Here is a 25,036-nt window from a genome sequence, read left to right as displayed (position 1 = left end):
GCTAACCCCCTTCACAATGCATGCCACAATGAGAAAAGACAAACGGCCGCCGCATCATTGAAACTTTCTTTTCAAAGTGGAACAGCTTTTGCACGGACAGCGTTTGCAGCAGTGGCTGCACGATTCGTTACGAGGATAATTTATGCAGAGTCATTTCTCGACCCAGGGGATGGCGGTCGCCCCCCATCATCTGGCTAGCCAAAGCGCGCTGTCCGTGCTGCGCGAAGGCGGAAGCGCAATAGAAGCGATGGTCGCCGCCGCCGCAACCATCGCGGTGGTCTATCCGCATATGAATGGTTTAGGCGGCGATGGGTTCTGGCTGATCGTGCCGCCGCAGGGCGATCCGATCGCCATTGACGCCAGCGGCGCCGCTGGTTCACTGGCGACGCCGGAAGCCTATGCCGGGCTAACGCACATCCCGCATCGCGGCCCGCAATCCGCCCTGACCGTCGCCGGCACCGTCAGCGGCTGGGATGAGGCGCTGAAAGTTTCACAATCCCTGACCGGTAAATCACTACCGCTTTCGCGCCTGTTACAGGACGCGATTGGCTATGCCGATAACGGTATTCCGGTGACCGCGTCACAAGCCAGCGCCACCGCTGTAAAGTTAGATGAACTTCAGCGCCAGCCGGGCTTCGCTGAGACTTTTCTGGTCAATGGCCGCCCTCCTGAAAGCGGCAGCCGCTTTTGTCAGCCTGCGCTGGCCTCCACGCTAAAACGGCTGGTTGCGGAAGGGCTCGATAGTTTCTATCGCGGCTCGCTGGCGGAACAACTGGCGGCCGGCATGGTCCGTTACGGCCTGCCTATCACGCTTGACGATCTGCGCCAGCATCGCGCGCGCCGCCCGCAACCACTGCGGCTACAGCATCAACACGGTGAGTTATGGAACCTGGCGCCGCCGACGCAGGGGCTGGTGTCGCTGGCCATCCTCGGCATCACTGACCGGCTGGCGATGGAGCAGGCCGACGATGCGCAGACCATCCACCGTATCGTGGAAGCGACAAAACAGGCCTTTAGCCTGCGCGATAAACATATTACCGACCCGCTGCATCTGGACGTGGATATTCAAAGTTTGCTGTCCCCGCAGGCGTTACAACCGCTGGCGGAGAAGATCGACGACCAGCGCGCCGCGCCATGGGGCGCAGGCAAAGGCCCCGGCGATACCGTCTGGATGGGCGTGATGGACAGTAGCGGGCTGGCGGTCTCCTTTATCCAGAGTCTCTACCATGAGTTTGGCAGCGGCGTGGTGCTTCCGGACAGCGGTATTGTCTGGCAAAACCGCGGCGCGTCGTTCAGCCTCGACCCGGCGCATTTGCTGGCGCTGGCGCCCGGCAAGCAACCCTTCCATACCCTTAATCCCGCCGCCGCACGCCTGAACGATGGGCGGGTGATGGTTTATGGCTCAATGGGCGGCGACGGCCAGCCGCAAACCCAGGCGGCGCTGTTCACCCGTTATATCCTGCAGAACGTCCCGCTTCAGGAGAGTATTTCTCGTCCGCGCTGGCTCCTTGGGCGCACCTGGGGACAGACCTCGGACTCACTAAAAGTGGAAGGTCGCTTTGCGCCGCAAACCCTCGCCCGACTCAGGGAACTGGGGCATGAAGTTGAGGTACTGGCCGACTTCAGCGAGGCCATGGGACATGCCGGGGCCATTGTCCGCCATCCTGACGGCCTGTTTGAAGGCGCGTCTGACCCGCGCAGTAACGGCACCGCCGCTGGCTATTAGGAGGAGAAGCATGAAACAAACCGAAAAAGAGTGGCGCGACTGGCTTCTACAGATGGAACAGATCCTCGCCCTTGAACTGGATGAATCGCGCCGCGCTGAGCTGCTGGCGCAATTTCGCCGCATTGCCGATATGGCTGAACCGCTGATGGCCTATCCGCTCGATCAGCGTCTGGAAATCGCCGGAGTGTATAAAGCATGAAGCTACATCAGATGACCATTGCCGACATTCAGCAGTCGCTGAGTCGCGGTGAATTTAGCGCCAGAGAGCTGGCTCGCCTGACGCTTGATGATATTGCGCAAAGTAACCCGCGGCTCAACGCCTGGACGACAGTCACCGGGAAACGGATGCTCGACGAAGCGGACGCTATTGATGCCCTACGGCGAACGAATCAGCCGCTGCCTGCGCTGGCAGGGGTTCCCTACGCGGTCAAAAATCTGTTTGATGTCGCGGGGGAAACCACCCTCGCCGGCGCGCAATTGTTCAGCGATAACCCGCCTGCCCGCGTCGATAGCTGGGCGGTAAGTCAGATCCATAGCGCAGGCGGCCTGCTCAGCGGGATGCTGAATATGGACGCCTATGCTTACGGTTTTACCACGGAAAACAGCCACTATGGCGCGACGCGCAATCCGCACGATCTTAACCGCATTGCCGGCGGCTCCTCCGGCGGCTCAGCGGCGGCGGTCGCCGCCGGATTGGTTAATTTCTCGCTCGGTAGCGACACCAATGGTTCGATTCGCGTTCCGGCATCCCTGAGCGGGATTTTTGGTCTCAAGCCAACCTTCGGCCGCCTGTCGCGTGCCGGCAGCCACCCTTTTGTTCCCAGCCTCGATCATATTGGTCCGTTTGCCCGCACGGTAGAGGATTTAGCCACAGTTTACGATGTTCTGCAGGGGCGAGACGTCAACGATGGGTTTCAGGCCGAACGCGGCGTCGCCCCTGCCACGCCGCATCTACGATATGGCCTCCAGGGGCTGCGTTGCGCGGTTTTAGGCGGCTATTTCAGCCGCTGGTGCGATGACGATGCCCGCGCGGCGGTGGCTCGCGTCGCCCGTTATCTCGAAGCCTCTGAAGAGTATCTCTTCCCCGAAGCGGAGCTGGCGCGCGCTTCTGCGTTTATCATTAGCGCTTCTGAAGGCGGAAACCAGTACCTGCCAGCCTTACGGCGCGAGCCGGAACGCTTTGAACCGCACTCGCGCGAACGTCTGCTGGCGGGCGCGATGATCCCTTCCGCGTGGTACCTGCAGGCGCAGCGCTTTCGTCGCCACGCTCAGCAGCAAGTCGCGTCGCTATTCACCCATGCCGACGTGCTCATCGCCCCGGCAACACCATGCAGCGCGACGCTTATTGGTGAGCAGACGATGGAGATCAACGGCGAGTCTTTACCGATACGCGCAAGCATGGGCATGCTTACTCAACCGATCTCGTTCATCGGTCTGCCGGTGGTGACCGTCCCGCTTCGTTCCACGACGGGGCTGCCTGTCGGGGTGCAGTTAATTTCCGCGCCGTTTAATGAACAGGCCTGTCTGCGCGCCGCCTATGCGCTGGAAGCGATGGGAGTAACCGATTCTCGTCCGGTGGGGGTAGCCGCATGATCGCATCGCAAGACATCAATCTTCCGCAAGTGGTTGCCGAAGTTACGGCGGCCTTTTATCGCTATGAACAGGCGCTGGTGAGTAACGATATCGCGGTGCTGGATGCGTTGTTCTGGCACGATACGCGCACGGTTCGCCTCGGCGCCGGAGAGAATCTGTATGGTATTGATGAGATCCGCGCTTTCCGCGCCGCGCGCCCTGCCGCAGGGCTTGCGCGGGAGTTACGCCATACGGTGATCACCACCTATGGAGAGGATTATGCGGTATGCAGTACCGAGTTCACCCGTGAAGGCAGCGATCGTATTGGCCGTCAGCAGCAAACCTGGGTGCGGTTTTCCTGCGGCTGGCGTATCGTTGCCGCGCATGTCAGTTTGATGGGGCATTGATGCCGTAGTCGCCCCCTGCTTGCGCTGCGCTTAGCAGGGCTACCAACTCACAATGGCACGGATCGTAGGCCGGATAAGGCGCAGCCCCATCCGGCGCGAAAGTGGTTCTTTACCCGCGGTTATTGCCCGGCGGCGCTACACTTACGTGGGCCTACAGATCACATGCCGGCGTAGATACTGTTATCGATTTGCAACGGTTTTGGTCTGGGAAAAACATGTGCTTTGTGTTAATTCTGAGCACATTGCGCTCCCGGTTAATTTTTTCCGCAATATGTTTTCCGTGGCGCTGGGAGCGCACAGAGGGCGGCCAGTCGCCGCCGCCCTCTGTACTCCCGGGCTCTGGCCGCCAAAATCGCCACTTCGTGGTTCCTTCGACTTATCCCGGCAGGCTCCGGGTCGGGCCGAGGCAGCATCCCTGCAAATCACGGCCCTCAGCCCGCATCCATGCGGGCTGCCCCGGCCTGCCGGGAACGTCTCAGCGATTTTGAGGCCACCAACACCGCAGTTTCAGTAGCCATTTACAAGATAGAGATCTTAAGCTCACAACGGTACGGACCATAGATACTGTTATCGGTTTGCTACTTTTTTAAGGGGTTTTCCCGGACGCGGCGCGTTGCGCCTTCTCCGGGCTACCAAATCGCAAAGCGCTGTAGCCCCGGTAAGCGGCAGCGCCACCGGGGATTTTGAGGCTACCAACACCGGCAGTATAAATTAACGGCAGGCCGCACGGACCGTAGGTCGGGTAAGGCGTTAGCCGCCACCCGACAAAACAACGGCGCAATGGGCCTGCCGCTATGGCTGGTACGGATGCACCTGCCGCCAGTGGTCGGCAATCTGCTGGCGGGTACAAATCCACACGCGCTCATGCTGCTGCACGTAATCAAGAAAACGTTGCAGAGCGCGGAAGCGCCCAGGGCGCCCCAGCAACCGGCAGTGCATGCCGATAGACATCATTTTCGGCGACGTTTCGCCTTCCGCGTACAGCACATCAAAGCTGTCTTTCAGATAGGTATAAAACTGTTCAGCGGTATTAAACCCCTGAGCGGTGGCAAAGCGCATGTCGTTGGCATCGAGCGTGTAAGGCACGATGAGATGCGGTTTACGCTGCTCGTCGGCGCAAGGCACTTCCGTCCAGAACGGCAAATCATCGCCATAATAGTCGCTGTCGTAATCAAATCCGCCATGTTCCACCACCAGTTGCCGGGTGTTAGGGCTATCGCGACCGGTATACCAGCCGGTGGGCGGTTTGCCAAACAGGTCGGTCAGCACCTGCACCGCTTTATGCAGATGGTCACGCTCCTGTTCAATCGCCATATGCTGATAGTGGATCCAACGCCACCCGTGGCTGACCACATCATAGTTGGCCGCTTTGATCGCCGCGACGATATCCGGATGACGCGCCAGCGCCATCGCCACGCCAAACACCGTTAACGGCACCCCCCGCTCCTGAAAGGCATGATGGATACGCCAGAAGCCCGCGCGGCTGCCATATTCATACAATGAGTCCATTGACATATGGCGGTCAGGGTAGCTGGCAGCGCCGATGATATCGGAGAGAAACTGTTCGGAACCCGCATCGCCGTGCAGGACGTGATTCTCGGCGCCCTCTTCGTAATTAAGCACAAACTGTACCGCGATACGCGCCTGATTTGGCCACTGCGCGTGCGGCGGCTTTCCCGCATAGCCGCGCAAATCGCGCGGATACGATTCTGCTGCTGGTATCATCTCCCACCCCCTCATTTAATCATTAAACACGGCAAATTTACCGCTAAGCGTTTTACGTTCCGGATAGGCTAAATCACCGTGCTTGCTGGTTGTCAGCCCGAGCGACACCAGAGATTCAACCATCTTCACCGCCGCGCTGACGCCATCAATAACGGGTACCTGAAGTTCCCGGGTCAGTTGCTGCGCCAGGGTCGCCATGCCGCCGCAGCCCAGCACGATAGCGCCGCAGCCGTCCTCCTTTAGCGCCTGAATACAGCGGGCGCGTACTTTTTCCTGCGCCACACCGCTGCCATCTTCCAGTGCCAGCACCGGTAGATCGATCGCATGCAGACCGGCGCAATGGTCATGGAATCCATACTGATGTAGCAGGTGGCGAGCGATAATCAGCGTGCGCGGCAAGGTAGTGACCACCGAGAAGCGGGTAGCGACCAGCGTCGCCATATGCATCGCCGCTTCGGCAATACCAATAACCGGCCCCTGGGCCAGTTCACGGGCGGCCAGTAGTCCCGGATCGCCAAAACAGGCGATGACATGGCCGGAAACGCCCTGCCGCCGCCCGGCTTTAATCTGCTCCAGCACGCCGACGGCGGCGACGGCTTCGTCAAAATGTCCTTCAATCGACGGCACGCCGTCCGGTGGACAGACCGCGAGAATATCGGTTCCTGGCGACGCCGCGGCGCGGGCCGCCTCGGCGATGGTTTGCGTCATACCGGGATCGGTATTGGGATTGATAACTTGTATACAGATGGTGGACATTACCGCTCCTTATAGCCGGCGAATAGCCGGGCGAAATCGGGAACCGACTCCCCCGTGCGGGAAAAACATAAACTGGCGACGATGTGTTCAAAGTGATGGTTGAGCGCCTCGGTCAGCGCGGTTAGCGCTTTTTCGCGCAGCAGGCCGACAAGGCGTTCGTGGTCATCGCAGCGGCACCCTTGCCGCCACGGCGCGCCCCAGGCGGCAATCACCAGCGATGAGCGTTGACTGAGCCGGGTGACCATCTCCGTTAGCACCTGGTTGCCGGAAATGGCCTGTAACTGAATATGAAAATTAGCGGAGTGGCGGATAGCCGCCGGGCCATCATAGGCCTCATGCGCCAGTTGCTCCTGCTGAATAATGGCTTCCAGCGCCGCCAGATGCGGAGGCTGGCAGCGTTGCAGTACATCCGGCAGATTCGCCACTTCCAGTAGCGCGCGGGTGCGGAATATTTCTCGTGCCTCGTCAACTGTCGGACTGGCGACCTGTGCACCACGTTTGGGCGTTAATGTCACCATTTGCACAGCGGCGAGTCGTTGCAGCGCTTTGCGTACCCCCGTGCGGCTGACGCCGAACACCTCCGCCAGCGCCTCTTCCGGCAATTTGCTGCCCGGCAGCAGCTGTTGCTCGACAATCGCGGTCAGCAAGGCTTCGTAGATAGACTCATCCTTGTCATGCAGTCCGGCTGCGGCCTGCAGCGGATTTTCATTGCCCATTGGTCTACTCCACTTTCCATTTTGATATCAAATCGTATACATAAAATAAATATTTTGTATACAAGATTAACCATTCTGGCCTGAATCCTGCAACGCCTTCCGCTATCAACGGCACAACGTTTGTCTTCAGAGGAGCAGGATCCATGCCAAATACACAAAATACGCATCAGCTCAACGCCGGAGACCCGGCATCAGGCTACAGCCCGCGTCTTTGCAACGAGGATCTGGCGCCGACGCGCGAGCAAAACTGGAACTGGTACAACATTTTTTCTTTCTGGATGTCGGACGTGCATAGCATGGGAGGCTATGTAGTGGCGGCGAGTTTCTTTACGCTGGGGCTGGCGAGCTGGCAGGTACTTATCTGCCTGTTGGCCGGAATTGTTATCGTCCAGTTTTGCGCCAATCTGGTGGCAAAACCCAGCCAGATTGCCGGCGTGCCCTATGCGGTCATTTGTCGTCAGGCGTTTGGCGTCTTCGGCGCCAATATTCCGGCGGTGATACGCGGACTGATTGCTTTCGCCTGGTACGGGATCCAAACCTATCTGGCTGCGAACGCCTTGATGCTGGTGCTGCTGAAGTTCTGGCCCTCGCTGGCGGCAATGACGCAAACCTCATTGCTGGGTCTTTCATCGCTTGGCTGGCTCTGTTTCGCTACCATGTGGCTGTTGCAGGCGATGGTGTTCTGGCACGGCATGAGCGCGATTAAGCGTTTCATCGACATCGCCGGCCCGGCGGTATATGTGGTGATGCTGGCGCTGGCGGGCTGGATTGTATACAAGACAGGCCTCGACGGTATCTCCTTTACCCTCGCCAGTAAGACGCTGACCGCTGGCGAGCAAAGTTGGCAGATGATCACCGCCACCGCGCTGGTGGTCTCTTACTTCTCCGGTCCGCTGCTCAATTTTGGCGATTTCTCCCGTTATGCCAGAAGCATGGGCGAAATTCGCCGCGGTAACCGCTGGGGGCTGCCGTTTAACTTCCTGCTGTTCTCGGTGGTGACTGTAGTGATCGTCTCCGGGACGCAATCTTTATTTGGCCGGATGATCACCGACCCGATTGAAACGGTGAGCCATGTGGGTAACGATCTGGCGGTGGCCATCGGCTTGCTGACCATGATCACCGCCACTATCGGCATTAATATTGTCGCCAACTTCGTCTCGCCGGCATTTGATTTTTCCAACTGCGCGCCACAAAAAATCAGTTTCCGCACCGGCGGGATGATTGCCGCCGTCGGCTCGATACTGCTCACCCCGTGGAACCTGTTCAACTCCCCTGAGCTTATCCACTACACCCTGGATGTATTGGGAGCGTTTATCGGGCCGTTGTTCGGCATTCTGCTGGTTGATTTCTATTTGATTAAACGCGGGCAGGTATCGGTCAACGATCTGTTCGATGACACTCCGAAAGGCAAATACTGGTACCGCAACGGTTTTAACCCGAAGGCCATCGCCGCGCTGCTGCCCTCGGTAGCGGTTGGCCTGATTATCAGCTTTATTCCCGCTCTGCATGAAGTGGCCAATTTTAGCTGGTTCATCGGCGTGCTGCTAAGCGGCAGCCTGTATCGCTGGATTGCCCGCGATGAGCGGCAGGCCGCTTCTTCCGCCCGCTTTACCCCCGGCACGCTGGCGCAGAAAGAATAATTCCGCCCGGCCGCGGCATCTGTCGCGGCCTTCTGGCATTAAATTTGCAAAACATTTGCGTAATAGATATCTCCACACTCAAATAAGGCGGCAACATGCTGGAATACCACACCGCGCTACGCGGTGCGTTTTTTGATATTAGCCAACCCGCCGCCAGCGCTGACGATATCGCCCGCTACGCGCGATATATTGATGATGGCGTGCTGTTTATTTACGCCGGAAAGATTCAGGCGTTACTGCCATGGCAGGAAGGCGAAGCATTACTCGATCCACAGAAAGGCTATCGCGATCTGCGCGGTAAACTGCTGCTGCCGGGGTTTGTCGACGCCCATATTCATTATCCTCAAACCGAAATGATCGGCGCCTTTGGCGAACAGCTGCTGGAATGGCTGACCACCTATACCTTCCCGGTGGAAAGCCAGTTTGCCGATGAACGGTACGCGGCAGATATCGCCCGTTTTTTTGTCAACCAGTTGCTCAGCCATGGCACCACCACCGCGCTGGTATTTTGTACGCTTCATCCGGCGTCCGTGGATGCCCTGTTTACCGAGGCGTTGCGCCTGAACATGCGCCTGCTGGCCGGTAAGGTGATGATGGATCGCCATACGCCGGAGTATTTAACCGAAACCGCCGAACAAAGCTATCGCCAGACCCGCGAACTGATCCAGCGCTGGCACCGGCGCGGTCGTCTGGGCTACGCCATTACGCCGCGTTTCGCCCCCACCTCCACGCCGGAGCTGCTGCAAGCTGTTCAGCGTCTGCGGGAGGAGTTTCCCGATACCTGGCTACATACCCATCTGAGTGAAAACCTAAATGAAATAGCGTGGGTAAAGCAGTTATGGCCGGAGCATGAGCACTATCTTGATGTTTATCATCACTATCAATTGACCGGTGAGCGCAGCGTCTTCGCCCACGGGATCCATCTGGCAGAGAAAGAGTGGCGGTGTCTGCATGAGACCGGTTCGGCAATTGCTTTCTGTCCGACGTCAAACCTGTTTCTGGGCAGCGGGCTATTTCGCCTGCCCGCCAGCTGGCAACATCAGGTCCGGATCGGCATCGGCAGCGATGTTGGCGCCGGGACCTCCTTCAGCCTGCTGCGTACTCTCGGCGAGGCCTATAAAGTGGCGCAGCTACAGAGCTATCTCCTGCGCGCCAGCGAAGCGTTTTATCATGCGACGTTGGGCGGCGCGCACGCGTTACGCCTGGATGACAAAATAGGTAATTTCCAGTCGGGAAAAGAGGCCGATTTGGTGGTTATCGACCCGGCGGTGACGCCGCTACAAAGACTGCGCAGCGCCCGCTGTCAGGATGTGTATGAACAGCTGTTCGTGTTAATGACCTTAGGCGATGAACGGAACATTAGTGAGACCTGGGTCAATGGCGAACAGGTATGGTGTAACGAAGGATGAACCGCTGCCCGGCACTGTATTCTGACCGGGCAGCGGACTCAATTTAACTTCCGCGATAGGTCGACCAGCCGCCGGGGGCAATTAAAAACGGCAGATGAAAATGGTCTTTGTCGTCGTTGGTAATCATAAAATCGATCTGCGCCTGTCGGTACAGGGTCTGGCGGCCATCGCGCGCAAACCACGATTGCAGTTCGGCCACCAGCTGATAGTTTCCGGGACGCAGCTGTCCCGTCGCCATCTCGCCCAGACGGCCATTGCTGTCCGTCACGCCTGATGCCAGGCTGCGCCCTTCGCATAACAGGGTGACCGCCACGCCTTGTGCAGGCTTGCCGGTGGAAATATCAAGAATATGGGTGCTCAGGGTGATCATGCGCTAATAACTCCCGCCAGTCTGAGTAAGGTGATTTCACGTAATTGTTCCAGTGCCGCTTCAATTTCCTGCGCGTCATTATGCGTCAGCCGTTGGGTCAGCGCCTGCAGGATCTCGGCGGCGCTGCGCCCTTTGGCGCGGATCAAAAACACGCGGTCAAAGCGGGCTTCGTAACGGGCGTTCCCTTCTTTCAGCGCCCGGGCGATAGCGGCATCGTCGGCATTAACCTCCGCCTGCTCCTGGCGAGACAGCGCGGCATGCACTTCCCCGCCCGTCGGCTTTTCCCCGATCCGCGGGTGGGCGCAGAGCGCCCGCGCCAGGTCTGCCTCCCCCCAGTGCTGCATCAGCTGTTGTGCGCGGTCCGTTAAGGCCGTCAGTGTGGCATAGGGTCGCCCCAGCGCCAGCGCTTCGCGCCAGGCGGGGAGCGCCACGCAGGGTTCGAGTAGTCGCAGGGCTTGCGCCTGCGGCAGCTGATTAAAGTGGTTGAGTGTTATCATCATTGCTCCTTGCCGCTGCCGTCATGGCGGCTTTCTCTTGCGGAATAATCAGATTCAATACAATCGCTACCAGCCCGCCGCTGGTAGCGGCAGATTCAAACAGATTGCCGATGATGGGCGGGAAATGGGCAAGGAAAGCGGGAACCGCCTCAATGCCGAGGCCAAAACCAAATGCCAGGCCCACAATCAGCATATCGCGGCGGGTTAGCGGGGTCTGGGTGATAATGCGGATCCCGGCCGCCACGACACAGCCAAACATGACCATCGTCGCGCCGCCTAACACCGGCGTGGGGATCTGGCGCAGGATCTCGCCAAATGGCGGGAATAGACCAAGCAGGATCAGCAATACGCCGATATAACGCCCGACATAGCGGCTGGCGACGCCGGTCATTTGGATAACGCCGTTATTCTGCGCGAAGGTGGTATTGGGAAACGCGCAGATCGCCGCGGCGATCAGGCAGCTAATACCATCCGCGAGGATCCCGCCTTTCAGGCGTGAGCGAAACGCGCCATCATCGATGGACTGTTTTGAGATCAGGCAGTTGGCGGTTAAATCGCCGACGGCTTCAAGAATGCAGACCAGCGACACCAGCGCGACCGGTAAAAAGATGGCGCTATTAAACTGAAAGCCAAAAGGAAAGAGCGCCGGCAGACGAAACCAGCTCTCGCCGATCGGCGCCAGATGAAATTTCCCGCTCAATGCGGCGGCGATACAGCCCACCGCCATGCCGATGACCACCGACGATAAACGCAGCCAACGGTTTTTCGCGCAGCTTAATAACACGATAATCCCTAAGGTCACGCCGCCCAATGCGATATTGCCCGGGCTGGCGAAATCCTTCGCGTGCTCGCCGCCGCTCCAGTTAATAATACTGACCTTTATCAGGCTGATGCCGATCAGCGCAATGACGCTGCCGGTAATAATGGGGGTAAAGAGTTTTTTCAGCGGTTCGATAAAGCGGCTGACGACGACCGGTACCAGCGCGGCAACAACGTTGACGCCGAACAGCATAGCCATAATGTCCTGCGGGCCGCCTCCCTGCGCTTTGACCCACATGCCGCCGGCAATCGCTACGCCGAGAAAAGCGAAGCTGGTGCCCTGCATACAGATCATGCCCGCACCGAGCCCCCAGACGCGGTTAGCCTGAAGAAAGGTGCCAATCCCGGAAGCTATTAGCGACATACTAATTAAATATGGCAGCCATTCGCCAAGCCCCAGCGCGGCGCCAATAATCAGCGGCGGCGTAATAATGCCGACCAGCCCCGCCAGCACGTGCTGTAAGGCGCTAAAAAAGGCCGGCAGCGGCGGGATGCGCTGCTCGAGGCCATAAAGCAGGTTGCTGTTCTGTTCATCAGACATGGGGTCACCGTCTCGTCGTGGGTAAGCGTTAACGATGTAGTGCACAAAGCAGGCCACATTGCTGACTCCCTCTATCTTTATCCACCTAAAAATCGTTTTATCTATTATTTTTCAGTGAAATAGCTTCATTAAAGAGTGGGGGTTCCGTAACGATCGTTGGCGCAAGGCGATGAAACTTTTGATTCCTGAATTCATAAAAAGAAATTTTTGATTCATAAAAAGGCAACATAATCGCAACTTTGCCCTTCTTTGGTGCGCACTCCGCCCATCACCCTTCCGTTTTCCGCTGATTTCGTATGTTCTGCTACCTGGTACGCAAATTGCTGAACCCCTTAAACAACACACCTAAGGGGAAGACAATGAAAGCAATCGTGATTGGCGCGGGAATCGGCGGCTTGAGCGCCGCGGTGGCGCTCCGTAACGCAGGCATCGCATGCGAAGTGTTCGAAGCGGTAAAAGAGATTAAGCCGGTTGGCGCCGCGATTTCTATCTGGCCCAACGGCGTCAAGTGTATGAACCGCCTGGGGATGGGCAAGATCATCGACGCTTACGGCGGCCCGATGCATTATCTGGCGTATAAGGAGTATCAACGCGGAGAAACGCTCACCCGCTTCAGCCTCGCGCCGCTGGTTGAACGTACGCAGGGCCGCCCTTCGCCTGTGTCGCGAACGGAACTGCAGCGCGAGATGCTCGATTTCTGGGGGCGTGAGCAGGTGCGGTTCAGCAAGCGGGTTACCCGCGTGGAAGAGCATACCGACGGCGTAACCGTCTGGTTTACCGATGGTAGCGAGGCGCACGGCGATGTGGTCATCGCCGCCGATGGCAGTCATTCGGCGCTGCGGCCATATGTGCTCGGCTATACGCCGGAACGCCGCTATGCCGGTTACGTTAACTGGAATGGTCTGGTCGATATTGATGAGTCCATTGCTCCCGCCGATCAGTGGACGACGTTTGTCGGCGAAGGGAAACGCGTGTCGCTGATGCCGGTGGCGGGCGGACGCTTCTACTTCTTCTTCGATGTGCCGTTGCCGGCCGGATTAGCGGAAGATCGCCTCACCCTGCGCGACGATTTAACCCGCTACTTCACCGGCTGGGCGCCGCCGGTGCAAAAGCTTATCGCCGCCCTCGACCCGCAGACCACCAACCGGATAGAAATTCACGATATTGAACCTTTTGATAAGCTGGTACGTGGCAAGGTGGCGCTACTGGGCGATGCCGGACACAGCACCACGCCGGATATTGGCCAGGGCGGCTGCGCGGCGATGGAGGACGCGGTCGTGCTGGGGAATGTACTACGCGAAAACAGCGATATTGTCACCGCGCTGCGCCAGTACGAAGCATTGCGCTGTGAACGGGTGCGTGACCTGGTGCTCAAAGCGCGTAAACGCTGTGATATCACCCACGGTAAAGATATGGCGTTAACCAAAGCCTGGTATCAGGAACTGAAAACGGAAACCGGCGAGCGTATTATCAATGGCTTGTGCGAAACCATTCAGGGCGGGCCATTAGGCTGAGAGTGAGCAGCGCTACGCATCTCCTCCATCACCAGCGTGAGTTTTTGAATCGCCATTTGCGCCGGACGAGATAGCTGGCGCGATGGCGCGGTGCATAGCGCCAGGGTCAAAGGCCGCAGCAGCTTATTACGTAGCGGCACAAACGCCAGCGAACCGTTGTTTACCTCGTCCTGCACGTCGAGCAGGCTCAGGACCGCCACCCCGCCGCCTTTAAGCACCAGCGATTTAATCAGACGAATATCATTGCAGCTAACGGTGTTGGGCGGCGAAAAATCATAATGGCGATAGAGCATTGCCACCCGGTCATGCACTATTAACGGCGCGCCGGGAATAATATGCCGTTCATCGCTAAGTTCCCCCAGCGAGATCGCGGGCGCAGCGGCAAAAGGATGGTGCGGATGCAGTACCACCCCGACTTCCATTTCAATAAACGCCAGTACGTTGAGACCCGCCTGACCTTCAGGATCGAGGATCAGACCAAAATCGACATCGGCCTGACGCACTCTGTCGCTGATGCTCTGGCTATCGGCGACCTGCAACATCAGTTCCAGCCACTCGCACTGGTTGATAATCTCTGCCAGCGCCGCGGCAAAGCTCCCTTCGGCTAGCGCCTGCACCATACCGACATTCACCGTTCCGCGTTTTAGCCCCTGCAGTTCATCAAATTTCTGTTGGGTTACGCGAAACTCTTTTTGCCAGCGCAGCAGATTGTCATACAGCAACTCGCCTGCGGTGGTCATCCGCAAACCTTCGGGCAGCCGCTCAAACAGCGGCGTGCCGAAGGACGCTTCAGCCTGCAGTATCTGGCGGTTAATCGCCGAAGCCGAAATATGCAGTTTTTCCGCCGCCCGACGCAGGCTGCCGCTGCGGGCCACTTCCATAAAATAGCGAGCAAAGCGTGAGAAAGGACTCATCGGTTACCTGTACTGATTTTTGCAACGGATGGCTGAATTAATGCTGATGGATGTCAACACCCTACTATGGCAACAATTAACTCACAACAATTAAACAATCACTTTAGCCATCAGGAAGCAAAACGATGAACAGACAACCGCTCACGCCCCCCGCGCATTGCACCTTTGAACCCCAGGACTGGCTGCGGCTGGCAAAATGCTGGCATCCGGTGGCGCGTAGCGCGGATATCGGCCGGCAACCGGTGAAGGCCACCCTGCTGGATGAAAAGCTGGTAATCTATCGCCTGCACGAACGCATAGTGGTCGCCCGCGACGCCTGCCCCCACCGCGGGGTACCATTGACGTTAGGTTTTCATGACGAAGAAGGTATCATTTGCCCTTATCACGGCCTGCGCTTTGGGGAAGATGGCCGCTGTAACCGAATCCCCTCCAGTCCAAATCAGCCGATACCGGCGAAATTAAATCTGACCAGCTACGCGGCGGAAGAGCGCTATGGTCTGGTGTGGGTCTGTCTCGATTATGATGCTGACAATCCCCCGCAGTTACCGACCATGCCGCACTGGGCAGACGACGGATTTCAGCAACTGACCTGCCCGGCTTTTGAGGTCAATGGCTTCGCAGGCCGTCAGGTTGAAGGGTTTCTTGATGTGGCGCATTTTGCGTGGATCCATACCGACACCTTCGCCGATGCGGATAATCAACAGGTTCCTGACTACCTGCCTGAGGAAACGGAAAATGGGTTTGTCGTCGACTACTGGAGTACGGTCGGCAATTATCCGGCAAGCGCCGGCTACCGTGCTCCGGAGGGTTTTCAATGGCTGCGTCGCTTTGAGATGCATTTGCCCTTTACCGCCACCCTGACGATTCATTTCCCCGGCGAAGCCCGGCTGGTAATTATGAATGCCGCCTCGCCCGTCTCATCACGGATCACGCGAATGTTTGCCCCTATCGCCCGCAATTTCGACCTGCATGTGCCGGTGGAGGAAGTCTACGCCTTCAACCTTCGCGTGTTTGAAGAAGACCGGCTGATGGTAGAGAGCCAGCGTCCGGAGACGCTACCTCTGGATCTTACCCTGGAAGCACATATTCCTGCCGACCGTAGCTCAATTGCCTACCGTCGCGGCTTGAAGCGGCTGGGTTTCGGTGAGTTTTTCCTGGTCTGAGCAAGGAGTTATATGATGAGTACTCTGATTGAGGTGGTTGTCGATGGTCTCTGGCGTGAAGGCGAACATAATCTGGCGGTCACGTTGGTGACGACTGACGGCGGCCCATTACCCGCATGGCAGCCCGGCGCCCATATCGATCTGCATCTGGCGAGCGGCGTAACCCGTCAGTATTCACTCACCGGCAGCCACAGCAGGCTGGAACGTTATCTGATTTGCGTGGCGAGAGCGGCAGAATCGCGCGGCGGTTCGCGCTACATCCATGAGACGCTGCGACCGGGTCAGAGGATGATGATATCACCGCCGAGAAATCAGTTTGCCCTGCAGACGGCGCGACACGTCACCCTGCTGGCCGCCGGGATTGGCATTACGCCGCTGTATAGCATGGCGCGGGCGTTAGCGGCGCAGGGAAATCCGTTTACCTTGCATTATTACCTCAACCGTCGGGAAAACGGCGCCCTGCTAGCCGCGATTGCCCGCAAGCTGGCGCCAGAAAACGTGAGAATTTATAGCTCAGCTGAAGGCGGGAGCCCGCGAGAAAATCTGGCTGGCAGATTGAGCGTTCCTCACCGTGAGGATCGGCTTTACGTATGCGGTCCGGCGGGATTTATGGCCGCCGCGCGCCAGGCGGCGGCGATACAAGGCTGGCAGGCTGAGCAGATCCATGAGGAGGCGTTTCAGGCGTCAATGCCCGCGAACGACGCCCGGCCAGAAGAGACGTTTACGGTGACGCTCGCCTCTTCTGGCCAATGCTGGCCTGTCGCCGCCAATCAAACCATCGCGCAGGTATTGCAGGAAAATGGTGTGGCAGTGCCGCTCTCTTGTGAGATGGGGATTTGCGGCGCCTGTCTGACCAGGGTGGTTGAGGGAGAGGTGGACCATCGTGATACGGTGCAGTCAGCAGCAGAAAAATGCGCCATCGTGCAGCATGTCGCGCTGTGCTGTTCCCGCAGCCGCAGCACGAATCTGCTCATTGATTTATAAAATAAGGCCAGGCGAACCCTTTTCTAACGTGAAGCGCGGCGCGGCATTTGGCGCTGAATATTAAGCTGTTTTCGCCAGACCCTGTTATGTAAATAAAGGGCGTTTGCACGGTAAAAAGTCTGGCTATTTATGCATCGGATACAGCCGAAAATGAATAATAGTCCCAGCACGGCGCTGATGAGAAATCCTGGTTTTAGTCCGGCGCCGAATAATGCCCCGAGGCAAACAGAAAGAAAATAAACACTCGCAACCAGACCACTGAAAACCATCAAAGCCAGTGATAATTTAAACGCCAGAAAATTGCCTCTGGCAACGAAGTACATCGCCAGAACCATTACCAGACTATAAATTAGCGATACAGGCACAATCGCCGCCATCACGGCATACTGCGGCAGCCCAAATAGATCGAACATTGCCAGGCAGAGATAAGGTTGAGCCAGGGCAAAAGCGAGCATGCTCAGAATCATTGCCCCTATCAGCGGTATTCCTGACATATGCCAGCCGACCGGAATACCCATCCGGTCTTTTAATCTGTCTTTAAGCTTCTCCAGTTGCTGCGGATCGTTGGTTTTTATTCTGTCCCTGACGACCGCACTGAGCAGCAAACTGTCTTTCATGAACTTCAGCATCCTCTGAACATCCTGTTGTCGAGATGGATATACGCGCCAATTATGGCCCTTCCGTCGACGGCGGTGTCGTCGTCCGTAAACTGTTTTCCTGCGATAAGCGCCAGAAATCATGCCCGGCGGGATACTGGTAAAGACGCAGTGAAAACTGCCCGGCCACGGCGGTAATGTATTCAAAAATAGCGGATTGCGTGTTCTCGTAATCCATCCATAGCGTCGAGGAGGTAAAGCAGTAGATTTCCAGCGGCAGCCCGGACGGCGACGGTTTTAACGTCCGTGCCACGATGTACATATCTTTAATGATATCTGGCCGTTCGGCGAGATAGCTCATCAGGTAATGGCGAAACAGCGTCAGGTTAGTCAACCCGTTATCAATAAACCAGCGATCCGCGACGCCGCCCGGATCCCGGCCATCCAGTAATTTACTGAGCGGCTCACTCACCCCGCGGATTGCCAGCATCGGGGTTAACATCTCCTGATTCAGGAAGGTTACCGAGTGCTGATCGATATTAATACTGCGCATGATCCGCCGTGCGCCGGACGAGAACATCGCCTGCCAGTTGGTATACGTTTCTGTAAGGAAATTCTTGGTCGGAATACGCGAAATGGTGTTGTCCCAGTTACGGATAGTAATGGTATGCAGCGCGATATCCGTCACTTCCCCGCTCAGATTCTTGTCAGGCATTTCGATCCAGTCGCCCAGTTGCAGGACATCGTTGGACGATAGCTGGACGTTGGCCACCAGCGACAGCAAGGTATGTTGAAACACTAACATCAGCACCGCCGCGACGGCACCGAGGCTGGAAATGATAATCACCGGTGATTTATTCGACATCACGGCGAGGATCATAATCGCGGCCAGAATGTGAACTAAGATTTTGCCTATCTGGATATAGCCTTTGATGGAGTGGTTTTTGCGCTTGGTCTTACGCAGATAAGAGCTATTGACGATATCCAGCATTTCGTTGAAGAAGATCGACAGAAAAATAAAAAACAAAATTCCGCAGATGGTATTAATCGCCGTTACCAGCGATGCCGGCATATTGGGCATAAACTGCAGAACATAGTAGACGATAATAACCGGAATGAAGTTTGACAGTTTCTCGGCGATACGGCGGTCTTTTTCCAGCGGTACGTCCTGTTTATGGCTGGCGAAGAACACTTTGCGTATCACTTTAATCAGCAAAAACTTGCACAAAAGATGGGCAAAGATGCCGGAGACGACCAACAGAATAAGGTTAAAGCCGATCGCTAATGCCGGATTACTTTCAATAAACGTCAACAGATGATTCAAATACGCCATGCGTTATCGCCTGAATAAATATGCCCTTTTGTATTAGCCCTTCACTCTCGGCTATTAATACAAAAATTTAACCAATGTGCATCATGACATGTCAAAGCCGCATAAGTCCACGCTTTGCGCGGGGGATCACATTCATTGTATAAATATGTTCATTTGCATTAATGATGCTCTGCGCCCACTATTAAGGGGCCCGAAATGAGGACATATCAACTCCAGGAGGAAACATGTTCAAAGCACTTGCCGCCATCGTCGCACTCACCGCATCCGCCAGCGTCATGGCGCAAAGCGATGTTACGCTGACTTCACTTGCCAAAGATAATGCGACCAAAGCGTCGTTCAGCCAGATGGTAAAAGGCCATAAGCTCCCGGCCTGGGTTAACAGCGGTGGTACCGGATCCCCTGCACAAACCGTGAAACTGGGATCTGAATCCTGGCAGGTATTAAGCGCCTGTAAACCACACGATTGTGGAAGCGAACGTATCGCCGTGATCTGGTCTGAAAAATCCAAACAGATGGCGGGCGTCTTCTCAGTGGTTGATGAGAAGACATCGCAAGAAAAACTGACCTGGCTTAACGTCAGCGATGCGCTGTCGATTGATGGCAAAACCGTGTTGTTTGCCGCGCTGAGCGGCAGCCTTGAAAACCATCCTGACGCGTTTAATTACCCGCAATAAACAAAATCCCTGGCTATCCGTTGATAGTCAGGGGTTGCTCACCGCCTTTACCACTCCCTATTTGCGCTGCCGGCGTAGTTTGCCCGCGAGAAGAGCCAACCGCTGGCTACGACAATAAATCGCGAACAGCACGAACCCCTGACGGTTAAATATTAGCCGGCAACACAGTAATGCCAGCGCGGCGAACGCCAGCGGCCAGAGACTTTCACCTGCGCTGAGCATCGCTCTCAACGCTTGCGCCGCCGTTGACGCTGAGAGGATAAGAAATAGCGCCAGAAATCCCTTCAGCCCGAGGGTATAACCGCGAGCCAGCAACACGCCGCTGGTTAACAGAAAAATTATCATCACCAGCGCCGGTACAAAAAAACTCGCTACCCGTTCCGGCGTAGAAAGCCATGGCAGCGTCTGCAAAAATGGCAATAGGTTTAAGGCAAAAGCTATTGATAACAGTGGAAACAGCGCGGTGACCGGAAATGGGTTTTGCCGGGGACGTTCGCCTGGCGGACGTGAAAAGTAGCGTTCAAGTTCTGGCGTGGAGTGAGTCAGCAGGCTGGCGTCCCGGCGCGCAATAGCGCGGTCGATCTCCCGACCATGCTGCAGGAGATCGTAGAAGACGGGCCCTACTATCGGAGAAACTATCGACATCAGATGACGGCCTGGGCGCGAATTATCGCTGCCAAAATAGCGCTGAATGTTTGAGGGCCGCTGAGTCGCTCCACCACCTGACCATCGCGGAAAACAAGCGTATTGGGTAACCCCCAGACGCTATATTTCGCCGCCAGCACCGGAGCCTGAACGACATTTACTGTACCGACTAATACATCAGACGGTAGCCGGTCTGCCGCCTGGAGAAACAGACTTTCGCTGCTTTGACAAGGGCCGCACCACGGCGCATGAAAACGCACAACAGCCACGCCGTTATAGCGTTCAACTTGCGAGAAATTGTCTTCATTCCACTGAATAACGCTCGGATTCATCTTGACCCTTATAACTCTGCACAAAAAGTGATTCAGTTGGGCGATTGTAATCGTTTTCGCGCATAGCCGACAGCTTACGGCGCCAGCATCAATACCTTGAACTGGCTGGGGACGATGCGCATACCGACCGCATTTGTCGAATTTTGCAGGCTAACGCTGGTTAGACGCGTCGCCGGCGTGCCTTTTAACAGCACGGTAAATGCGCCGGTCAGATGACGCGACGGCCCCATTACCGTACCTGACGCCACCCCGGTCGCTACGCCGGGGTTATCGCCGTTGGTGAGCGGCGTCACCGTCGCCATATTGTGCGCGGGCATGCCCATAAACAGAATATTGAGCGCGTTAGGGATCGCCGTCGGCCCCAGCGCGATATCCGGATAGGGAATCGGCGTTGGCGCCGGCATCGGCGTCAGACAGACGTCGGGAAAGGCTAAATCGACACCAAAAAGCTGGCAGTTGGCAAACATGATTAGCTCCTTAGCCCATGTGGATCTGTTCTGAATCGACTTTGGTGATCGCTTTTGAGGTGATGACCGTATTGTGCGCATGCAGCCGGGCGTAATCTTCCGCTTTCATATCCAACTGCCCGGCGCGCACCTGCTCGGTCTGCCGGGTGGTGCGCAGCAGATTGTGGCTAATTTGCGTCACCGTTTGCCAGACCGATTCGGCGCGCTTGCCGACAATACGTGACAGTGTCACCCATGCCGAGAGCTTATCGCCGCTGTAGTTCATCTCGCTGATATGGCAGTCCCCCTGCGCAGCATTGACGCACAGCCGCTGACCGCTGAGGCTGAGTTCCCCCTGACTTTGAATATGCAGGTCACCCGGTACGCTGAGCTCCGCCTGGCGGCTTTCATCACGCTCCAGCACCGCTAACAGCCAGATCTGGTTGTCCACGCTGCTGATGAGTACGCGATCCCCAGCCTGCGGCGCGATCAGACAGCTGACCGCTCGCCTACAGTGCCAGCCGCGCCCTTCGCTCTCGACGGTCACGCTACCGTCGGCAAAGCAATGGGTCACCGTGCCGGAAGCCTGCGCCGGCGGCATCACCGCCTGGGCCAGTTTGTGATTAATAGTTGTCATCTGTTGTCTCCTTAACAACGGCTGTGGCGCTGGGCGCTCCACGCCTCAGCGGCTAATAACTCTTCATCGTATTCCAGGATCCCCTGGCGGCCGGTAAACAGCGCTTCGTCCTGGCGGGCGCGATGCAGGCGGGTGCGGGAAAAGGTCGCGCCGCGCAGATCCGCCTGGCGCAGGTCGGCGGCGGAAAAATCACTCCACGTCAGATCGCAGAGCGCGAATCGCGCTCCGGCGGCCTGAACCCGCTGTAAAACGCTCTGGAACAACCTGCTCTGGCTAAAGTCGGCCTGCTCCAGGATCGCGCCGACAAATATCGCCTGGTCGAACAGGCTACCGCGACACTGGGCGCCGCGCAGATCGGCCTCCATAAACAGCGCCTGGCTGGCGTTCACCTGATTGAGCTCTGCTTCACGCAATGACGCGCCTTTGAAATTGCACTGGGTTAGCTGGGCGCCGTTAAACTTCGCGCCGTCCAGCGGACAATCGGTGAACTGGCAGCCGGTAAAACCCTGCCTTGAATAGTCTTTGCCGCGCTGATCGCACTGGAAAAACACCAGCCGATCGCACTGCATTTCGTTCAGCGCGGTGTCCCGCAAATCAATATGGTAAAAGGTGGTCAACAGACCGCGGCTTTGCGCAAAGCTGGCGTGAGTCAGGTCAGCCTCATAAAACACGCTGCGTTCCAGCGTTGAACCGCTAAAACGGCTCCTGCTCATCTGGCAACGCATAAACTGGCTGCTTTGCAGCGTCGTCGCCGAGAAATCGCTCTCTTGCAGGTCGCACTGATTAAACACGCAACTATCAAGCGTGGTTTCAGCGGCCTGAAGATGGGTCATTTCACACTGATTGAAGGTCGTCTGCTTAAGTTGGGCGCCTTGCAGCTGCAGGTTCTGCAGCTGGCATTCGGTAAACAGGGCTTCATGCAGATTGGCATTTTGCAGATTAGCGCCGCGTAGCGACACCTCCTGAAACAGACCGCCGGAGAGATCGCAGCCCTGCAGGTTGATACCATCCAGCGATATTTCATTGAGTGGCTCGCCGTTTTTGATGCGCTGAACGATCTCCTCCGGGCTCAGTATCGTCATATCACTTCTCCATCGCGCTTCGGCAGGGTTTTAATGCGTTTGGTCCATGCGCCATCCAGCCGCGTGGTTTTACTGGTAAAGGATTGTGAAAGATCGGCGCGGAACAGATTGGCGCCTTCGAAATTTGCCCCGGCAAGCTGGCTTTTTTGCAGCAGCGCGCCCATCAGGTTGGTGTCGGTAAAATCGGCCTCGCGAAAATCGGTGCGAACAAACAGACTGCCGACCAGATTCGCGCGCACAAAGCTGGCATCACGGCAATCAGCCTCACTCAGATCGCTGTTTTCGATTTTTGCCAGCGCAAAGCGCGCGCCCTGTAATGGCGTCTGGCGCAAATTGCTCTGCTGCAGCGTAGCGTGGCTGAAGTCGGCGCCGATAAGTGAGCTTTCCGACACCGCAGCGCTGGCTAGCCATGTTGCAGCGCTAAAATCAGCGTTCTCCGCTCGGGTCTGCACCAGCGAACAGCTGTCCAGCGTCGCCTCGTGGAAAATGGCATGCTCCAGTTCAGATTGTAAAAACGAGCATTTGTGCAGCCGCGCGTGGCTGAAATCAGGTTGTGCCAGCGTCAGTTCCATAAAGACGCAGCCATCCAGCTCGGCGCGCTGAAAACGGCAGTCAATCAGGCTGATTTCCCGAAGGATCAGCGTTTTTAGCGTCGCGTTATCGAAAATGCATTGCGCAAACAGCGCGTTCTGTAGCTGACTATCTTCAAAGCGGGCGCCGGTGAAGTCGCTTTGATGGCACTCCGCCAGTACCAGGCTGGCGCCGCTAAAATCACAGTTACGCAGCGACGAATGCTGTAGCTCCGTTCTGGCCAGCACGGCCCCCTGAAAAGAGGCGTTATCCAGCTGACAGTGGCTGAGGTCCGCGCATTCCAGTAACGCCTTTTCAAAATTGGCGCCGCGAAAATCCATGCCGGAAAAATCAACGCCGGTCAGATCCATCCCGCTAAAATTGCCGCCCTGCGCCATGGTACGCTCGGCGCGTTGGCGCAGGATCATCGCCAGATCGCCCTTCAGCCGGACCGCCGGCGGCTGATGCTGCACCGCGGCCAGGTACATCTGATGTAGCGCCTCGCGCGTTTGCGCGCGCTTCTTCTCGCTCAGTTCCTGCTGGTGCTGATGTAGCATCTCCTGCATCCGGTGCATGGATTCGGGGCCACGCGGTTGGTTTTCATCGTTATTCAACTGCGGATATTGCGCCTCCATCTCACGCTTGCGCTGTTGTGCATCATTCTCCATTTCCTGCGCCTGACGCTCCATGTCGGCGATAAACTCCGGCAGGTCTTCAAGCTTAGGCAACGTGGGCTCGTCGATATCCGCCAACAGGCTATCGATATCACCGCCGCTGGCTTCGATGGCGGCGCGGTGCTGTTCACGCAGCAGACGAGCGCGGTTTTTCATATTCTCCTGCTGCGGACTCGGCGACTGTTCAATTTCATTGTCGATCCACGGGCCGATGGTCTCTTCCGGTATGAGATCCTTTTCGCGAAAGGAGAAGAGCGCGCCCTTCTCTTTATCCATTCGCTGGGCCAGTACCTTGCGATAGTGATTAAGCGAACGGGCGGCGCCCTCTTTTTCCAGCGCCGGGATCAGCTGCAGGACGTCGGCGGCATCGTCTTCATTGATACGAATGTGCCCCTGCCAGATAAGCATCATCTGTTCCCGATGGGGAAAGAACCATACCGTGGTGGCGCGTAAGGCAATTTCTTCGAATAGCGTTTCATCCGCGCGCTGGCGATGAATAAAACAGCGAGCCTGCCACGGCGGCAACTGGCCCTCCTGCATTGGTTTCTCTGGATGCATATTCCAGATCCGCCATTTCGCCCCTGGCGGCAAGGTATCCCGATCCTCCCACCATTGATCGGGACTGGCGGCGTTAAAGACTTTCCAGTCAATATCGCGGGCAAAACCGGGAAACTCCTGTTGTAGCCAACTGGCATCATATTTTTTGCCCATTCGGCTAAACCGCCGCGGCCACTGAATATCCAACGGGCCAAAACTTGCCGGCTGCGGTTTCTGCTGCGGCGAGCTTACTCTTCCCTCCAGCGGTTCAATATTCGGCAGAGGATGACGCTCGCGCCCCTGCTGTTTTACCGGCGCGATACCAAGACCGTGCGGGTTGTCGGCATAATCACCGCCGCCAAAGGCGCGGCTCCAGTCGAGGCGCATTTCGCTAAACGGCTGCGGTCGGGTCATACGTTGTCCCGTCCACTCGCGATCGCCGAACACCACCAACGACTTACTCAGTTTGTCGATATCGATGCGCGCCACGCAGGCGCTTTTTTCCTGCTGATGATGGGTATAGGCAAAACCGGTGGCAAGAAATTCGGCGCGGACTTTAGGGATGGCCATATCCACCACGCCGCCGCTGGTTTGCAGTTCGTCGGCGGCAAGCTGCCACAGTTCCATCTCGGGGCGCAGCTGCGGGTTTGGCCCCATATCCGCCAACGCCAGCACCGAAACGCCAAGATAATTTTTGCCCTGCCAGCGGAATGGCCGGTTCAGTACGCTCAGGCGTAAGGGTTTAATGATTTTCATA

The 25,036-nt window shown here is 57.0% G+C and carries 25 protein-coding genes; 10 read left to right on the top strand and 15 right to left on the bottom strand.

Features of this window, described 5'->3' with window-relative positions:
* Positions 1 to 142: 142 nt before the first annotated feature.
* Genes hpxW through hpxZ form a run of 4 tightly spaced genes read left to right on the top strand, consistent with a single transcriptional unit; the run spans position 143 to position 3,705 of the window.
* Complete coding sequence (gene hpxW, locus AC22LX_RS02190; RefSeq protein WP_487333711.1) at positions 143 to 1,726, top strand: oxamate amidohydrolase; 1,584 nt, start codon at positions 143 to 145, stop codon at positions 1,724 to 1,726.
* Positions 1,727 to 1,736: 10 nt separating this feature from the next.
* Positions 1,737 to 1,925 carry an oxalurate catabolism protein HpxX gene (hpxX, locus tag AC22LX_RS02185; protein ID WP_015366605.1) on the top strand — a complete coding sequence of 63 codons (189 nt, stop codon included), beginning with the start codon at positions 1,737 to 1,739 and terminating at the stop codon, positions 1,923 to 1,925.
* Positions 1,922 to 3,319 (top strand): AtzE family amidohydrolase, encoded by a 1,398-nt coding sequence (locus AC22LX_RS02180; protein ID WP_063447092.1) that lies wholly within the window; start codon positions 1,922 to 1,924, stop codon positions 3,317 to 3,319. The genes hpxX and AC22LX_RS02180 overlap by 4 nt, the downstream gene beginning before the upstream one ends.
* The gene (hpxZ, locus tag AC22LX_RS02175) at positions 3,316 to 3,705 is read left to right on the top strand and encodes an oxalurate catabolism protein HpxZ (RefSeq protein WP_063447093.1); all 390 of its coding nucleotides are present in this window, start codon (positions 3,316 to 3,318) and stop codon (positions 3,703 to 3,705) included. The genes AC22LX_RS02180 and hpxZ overlap by 4 nt, the downstream gene beginning before the upstream one ends.
* Positions 3,706 to 4,497: 792 nt before the next feature.
* Here hpxZ and puuE read toward each other — a convergent pair.
* Genes puuE through AC22LX_RS02160 form a run of 3 tightly spaced genes read right to left on the bottom strand, consistent with a single transcriptional unit; the run spans position 4,498 to position 6,902 of the window.
* Positions 4,498 to 5,430 (bottom strand): allantoinase PuuE, encoded by a 933-nt coding sequence (gene puuE, locus AC22LX_RS02170; protein WP_045394367.1) that lies wholly within the window; start codon positions 5,428 to 5,430, stop codon positions 4,498 to 4,500.
* A 15-nt stretch (positions 5,431 to 5,445) separates the two neighbouring features.
* Positions 5,446 to 6,186 carry an allantoin racemase gene (gene hpxA / locus AC22LX_RS02165; RefSeq protein ID WP_063447094.1) on the bottom strand — a complete coding sequence of 247 codons (741 nt, stop codon included), beginning with the start codon at positions 6,184 to 6,186 and terminating at the stop codon, positions 5,446 to 5,448.
* Positions 6,186 to 6,902: a GntR family transcriptional regulator gene (locus AC22LX_RS02160; RefSeq protein ID WP_015705421.1), complete on the bottom strand. Its 717-nt coding sequence runs from the start codon at positions 6,900 to 6,902 to the stop codon at positions 6,186 to 6,188. Before AC22LX_RS02160 ends, hpxA begins: the two co-directional genes overlap by 1 nt.
* A gap of 143 nt (positions 6,903 to 7,045) precedes the next feature.
* Between AC22LX_RS02160 and AC22LX_RS02155 the strand changes: the two genes are divergently transcribed.
* Both AC22LX_RS02155 and guaD read left to right on the top strand, forming a co-directional pair.
* The gene (locus AC22LX_RS02155; protein WP_163310971.1) at positions 7,046 to 8,542 is read left to right on the top strand and encodes an NCS1 family nucleobase:cation symporter-1; all 1,497 of its coding nucleotides are present in this window, start codon (positions 7,046 to 7,048) and stop codon (positions 8,540 to 8,542) included.
* Between the two features lie 95 nt (positions 8,543 to 8,637).
* The gene (gene guaD / locus AC22LX_RS02150) at positions 8,638 to 9,951 is read left to right on the top strand and encodes a guanine deaminase (RefSeq protein ID WP_063447096.1); all 1,314 of its coding nucleotides are present in this window, start codon (positions 8,638 to 8,640) and stop codon (positions 9,949 to 9,951) included.
* A gap of 43 nt (positions 9,952 to 9,994) precedes the next feature.
* On the opposite strand, the gene uraH is transcribed toward guaD, so the two are convergent.
* Genes uraH through AC22LX_RS02135 form a run of 3 tightly spaced genes read right to left on the bottom strand, consistent with a single transcriptional unit; the run spans position 9,995 to position 12,178 of the window.
* Positions 9,995 to 10,321, bottom strand: a complete 327-nt coding sequence (gene uraH / locus AC22LX_RS02145; RefSeq protein WP_063447097.1) for a hydroxyisourate hydrolase — start codon at positions 10,319 to 10,321, stop codon at positions 9,995 to 9,997.
* The gene (uraD, locus tag AC22LX_RS02140; protein WP_063447098.1) at positions 10,318 to 10,818 is read right to left on the bottom strand and encodes a 2-oxo-4-hydroxy-4-carboxy-5-ureidoimidazoline decarboxylase; all 501 of its coding nucleotides are present in this window, start codon (positions 10,816 to 10,818) and stop codon (positions 10,318 to 10,320) included. Before uraD ends, uraH begins: the two co-directional genes overlap by 4 nt.
* Positions 10,796 to 12,178, bottom strand: a complete 1,383-nt coding sequence (locus tag AC22LX_RS02135) for a nucleobase:cation symporter-2 family protein (protein WP_063447099.1) — start codon at positions 12,176 to 12,178, stop codon at positions 10,796 to 10,798. Before AC22LX_RS02135 ends, uraD begins: the two co-directional genes overlap by 23 nt.
* A gap of 359 nt (positions 12,179 to 12,537) precedes the next feature.
* On the opposite strand from AC22LX_RS02135, the gene hpxO reads away from it, so the two are divergent.
* Positions 12,538 to 13,692: an FAD-dependent urate hydroxylase HpxO gene (hpxO, locus tag AC22LX_RS02130; RefSeq protein ID WP_047048394.1), complete on the top strand. Its 1,155-nt coding sequence runs from the start codon at positions 12,538 to 12,540 to the stop codon at positions 13,690 to 13,692.
* Here hpxO and hpxR read toward each other — a convergent pair.
* Entirely contained in the window at positions 13,671 to 14,606 is a 936-nt protein-coding gene (hpxR, locus tag AC22LX_RS02125; RefSeq protein WP_045394345.1) for a LysR family hpxDE operon transcriptional regulator HpxR, read from the bottom strand. The two genes, hpxO and hpxR, sit on opposite strands and share 22 nt — an antisense overlap.
* 125 nt (positions 14,607 to 14,731) lie before the next feature.
* Between hpxR and hpxD the strand changes: the two genes are divergently transcribed.
* Both hpxD and AC22LX_RS02115 read left to right on the top strand, forming a co-directional pair.
* Positions 14,732 to 15,769, top strand: coding sequence for a molybdenum cofactor-independent xanthine hydroxylase subunit HpxD (gene hpxD, locus AC22LX_RS02120; RefSeq protein ID WP_049061058.1), 1,038 nt, complete (start codon positions 14,732 to 14,734; stop codon positions 15,767 to 15,769).
* Positions 15,770 to 15,784: 15 nt separating this feature from the next.
* Positions 15,785 to 16,753: a PDR/VanB family oxidoreductase gene (locus AC22LX_RS02115; protein WP_063447100.1), complete on the top strand. Its 969-nt coding sequence runs from the start codon at positions 15,785 to 15,787 to the stop codon at positions 16,751 to 16,753.
* 23 nt (positions 16,754 to 16,776) lie between these two features.
* Here AC22LX_RS02115 and AC22LX_RS02110 read toward each other — a convergent pair whose 3' ends face one another.
* Together AC22LX_RS02110 and AC22LX_RS02105 are read right to left on the bottom strand one after the other, a co-directional pair.
* Positions 16,777 to 17,382, bottom strand: a complete 606-nt coding sequence (locus AC22LX_RS02110; protein WP_227509241.1) for a hypothetical protein — start codon at positions 17,380 to 17,382, stop codon at positions 16,777 to 16,779.
* 40 nt (positions 17,383 to 17,422) lie between these two features.
* Positions 17,423 to 18,682 carry a mechanosensitive ion channel family protein gene (locus AC22LX_RS02105; RefSeq protein ID WP_045394337.1) on the bottom strand — a complete coding sequence of 420 codons (1,260 nt, stop codon included), beginning with the start codon at positions 18,680 to 18,682 and terminating at the stop codon, positions 17,423 to 17,425.
* 224 nt (positions 18,683 to 18,906) lie between these two features.
* Here AC22LX_RS02105 and ivy point away from each other — a divergent pair, with 224 nt between their 5' ends.
* Positions 18,907 to 19,356 (top strand): Ivy family C-type lysozyme inhibitor, encoded by a 450-nt coding sequence (ivy, locus tag AC22LX_RS02100; RefSeq protein ID WP_015705431.1) that lies wholly within the window; start codon positions 18,907 to 18,909, stop codon positions 19,354 to 19,356.
* Between the two features lie 57 nt (positions 19,357 to 19,413).
* Here the strand turns inward: ivy and AC22LX_RS02095 are convergent, their stop codons facing one another.
* The 6 genes from AC22LX_RS02095 to AC22LX_RS02070 form a co-directional block, all read right to left on the bottom strand.
* Positions 19,414 to 20,001, bottom strand: coding sequence for a hypothetical protein (locus AC22LX_RS02095; RefSeq protein ID WP_049059876.1), 588 nt, complete (start codon positions 19,999 to 20,001; stop codon positions 19,414 to 19,416).
* Positions 20,001 to 20,333: a thioredoxin family protein gene (locus AC22LX_RS02090; RefSeq protein ID WP_049059877.1), complete on the bottom strand. Its 333-nt coding sequence runs from the start codon at positions 20,331 to 20,333 to the stop codon at positions 20,001 to 20,003. The genes AC22LX_RS02095 and AC22LX_RS02090 overlap by 1 nt, the downstream gene beginning before the upstream one ends.
* A gap of 74 nt (positions 20,334 to 20,407) precedes the next feature.
* Positions 20,408 to 20,800: a DUF4150 domain-containing protein gene (locus AC22LX_RS02085; RefSeq protein ID WP_015366584.1), complete on the bottom strand. Its 393-nt coding sequence runs from the start codon at positions 20,798 to 20,800 to the stop codon at positions 20,408 to 20,410.
* Positions 20,801 to 20,810: 10 nt separating this feature from the next.
* Positions 20,811 to 21,416, bottom strand: coding sequence for a DUF3540 domain-containing protein (locus AC22LX_RS02080; RefSeq protein WP_015366583.1), 606 nt, complete (start codon positions 21,414 to 21,416; stop codon positions 20,811 to 20,813).
* 11 nt (positions 21,417 to 21,427) lie between these two features.
* Positions 21,428 to 22,498 carry a pentapeptide repeat-containing protein gene (locus AC22LX_RS02075; protein ID WP_063447101.1) on the bottom strand — a complete coding sequence of 357 codons (1,071 nt, stop codon included), beginning with the start codon at positions 22,496 to 22,498 and terminating at the stop codon, positions 21,428 to 21,430.
* Entirely contained in the window at positions 22,495 to 25,035 is a 2,541-nt protein-coding gene (locus AC22LX_RS02070) for a DUF2169 family type VI secretion system accessory protein (protein WP_487333710.1), read from the bottom strand. The genes AC22LX_RS02075 and AC22LX_RS02070 overlap by 4 nt, the downstream gene beginning before the upstream one ends.
* Position 25,036 lies beyond the last annotated feature (1 nt).

This window comes from Klebsiella sp. PK01, from assembly GCF_057624675.1.
This window is presented reverse-complemented; position numbering and strand designations above follow the sequence as displayed.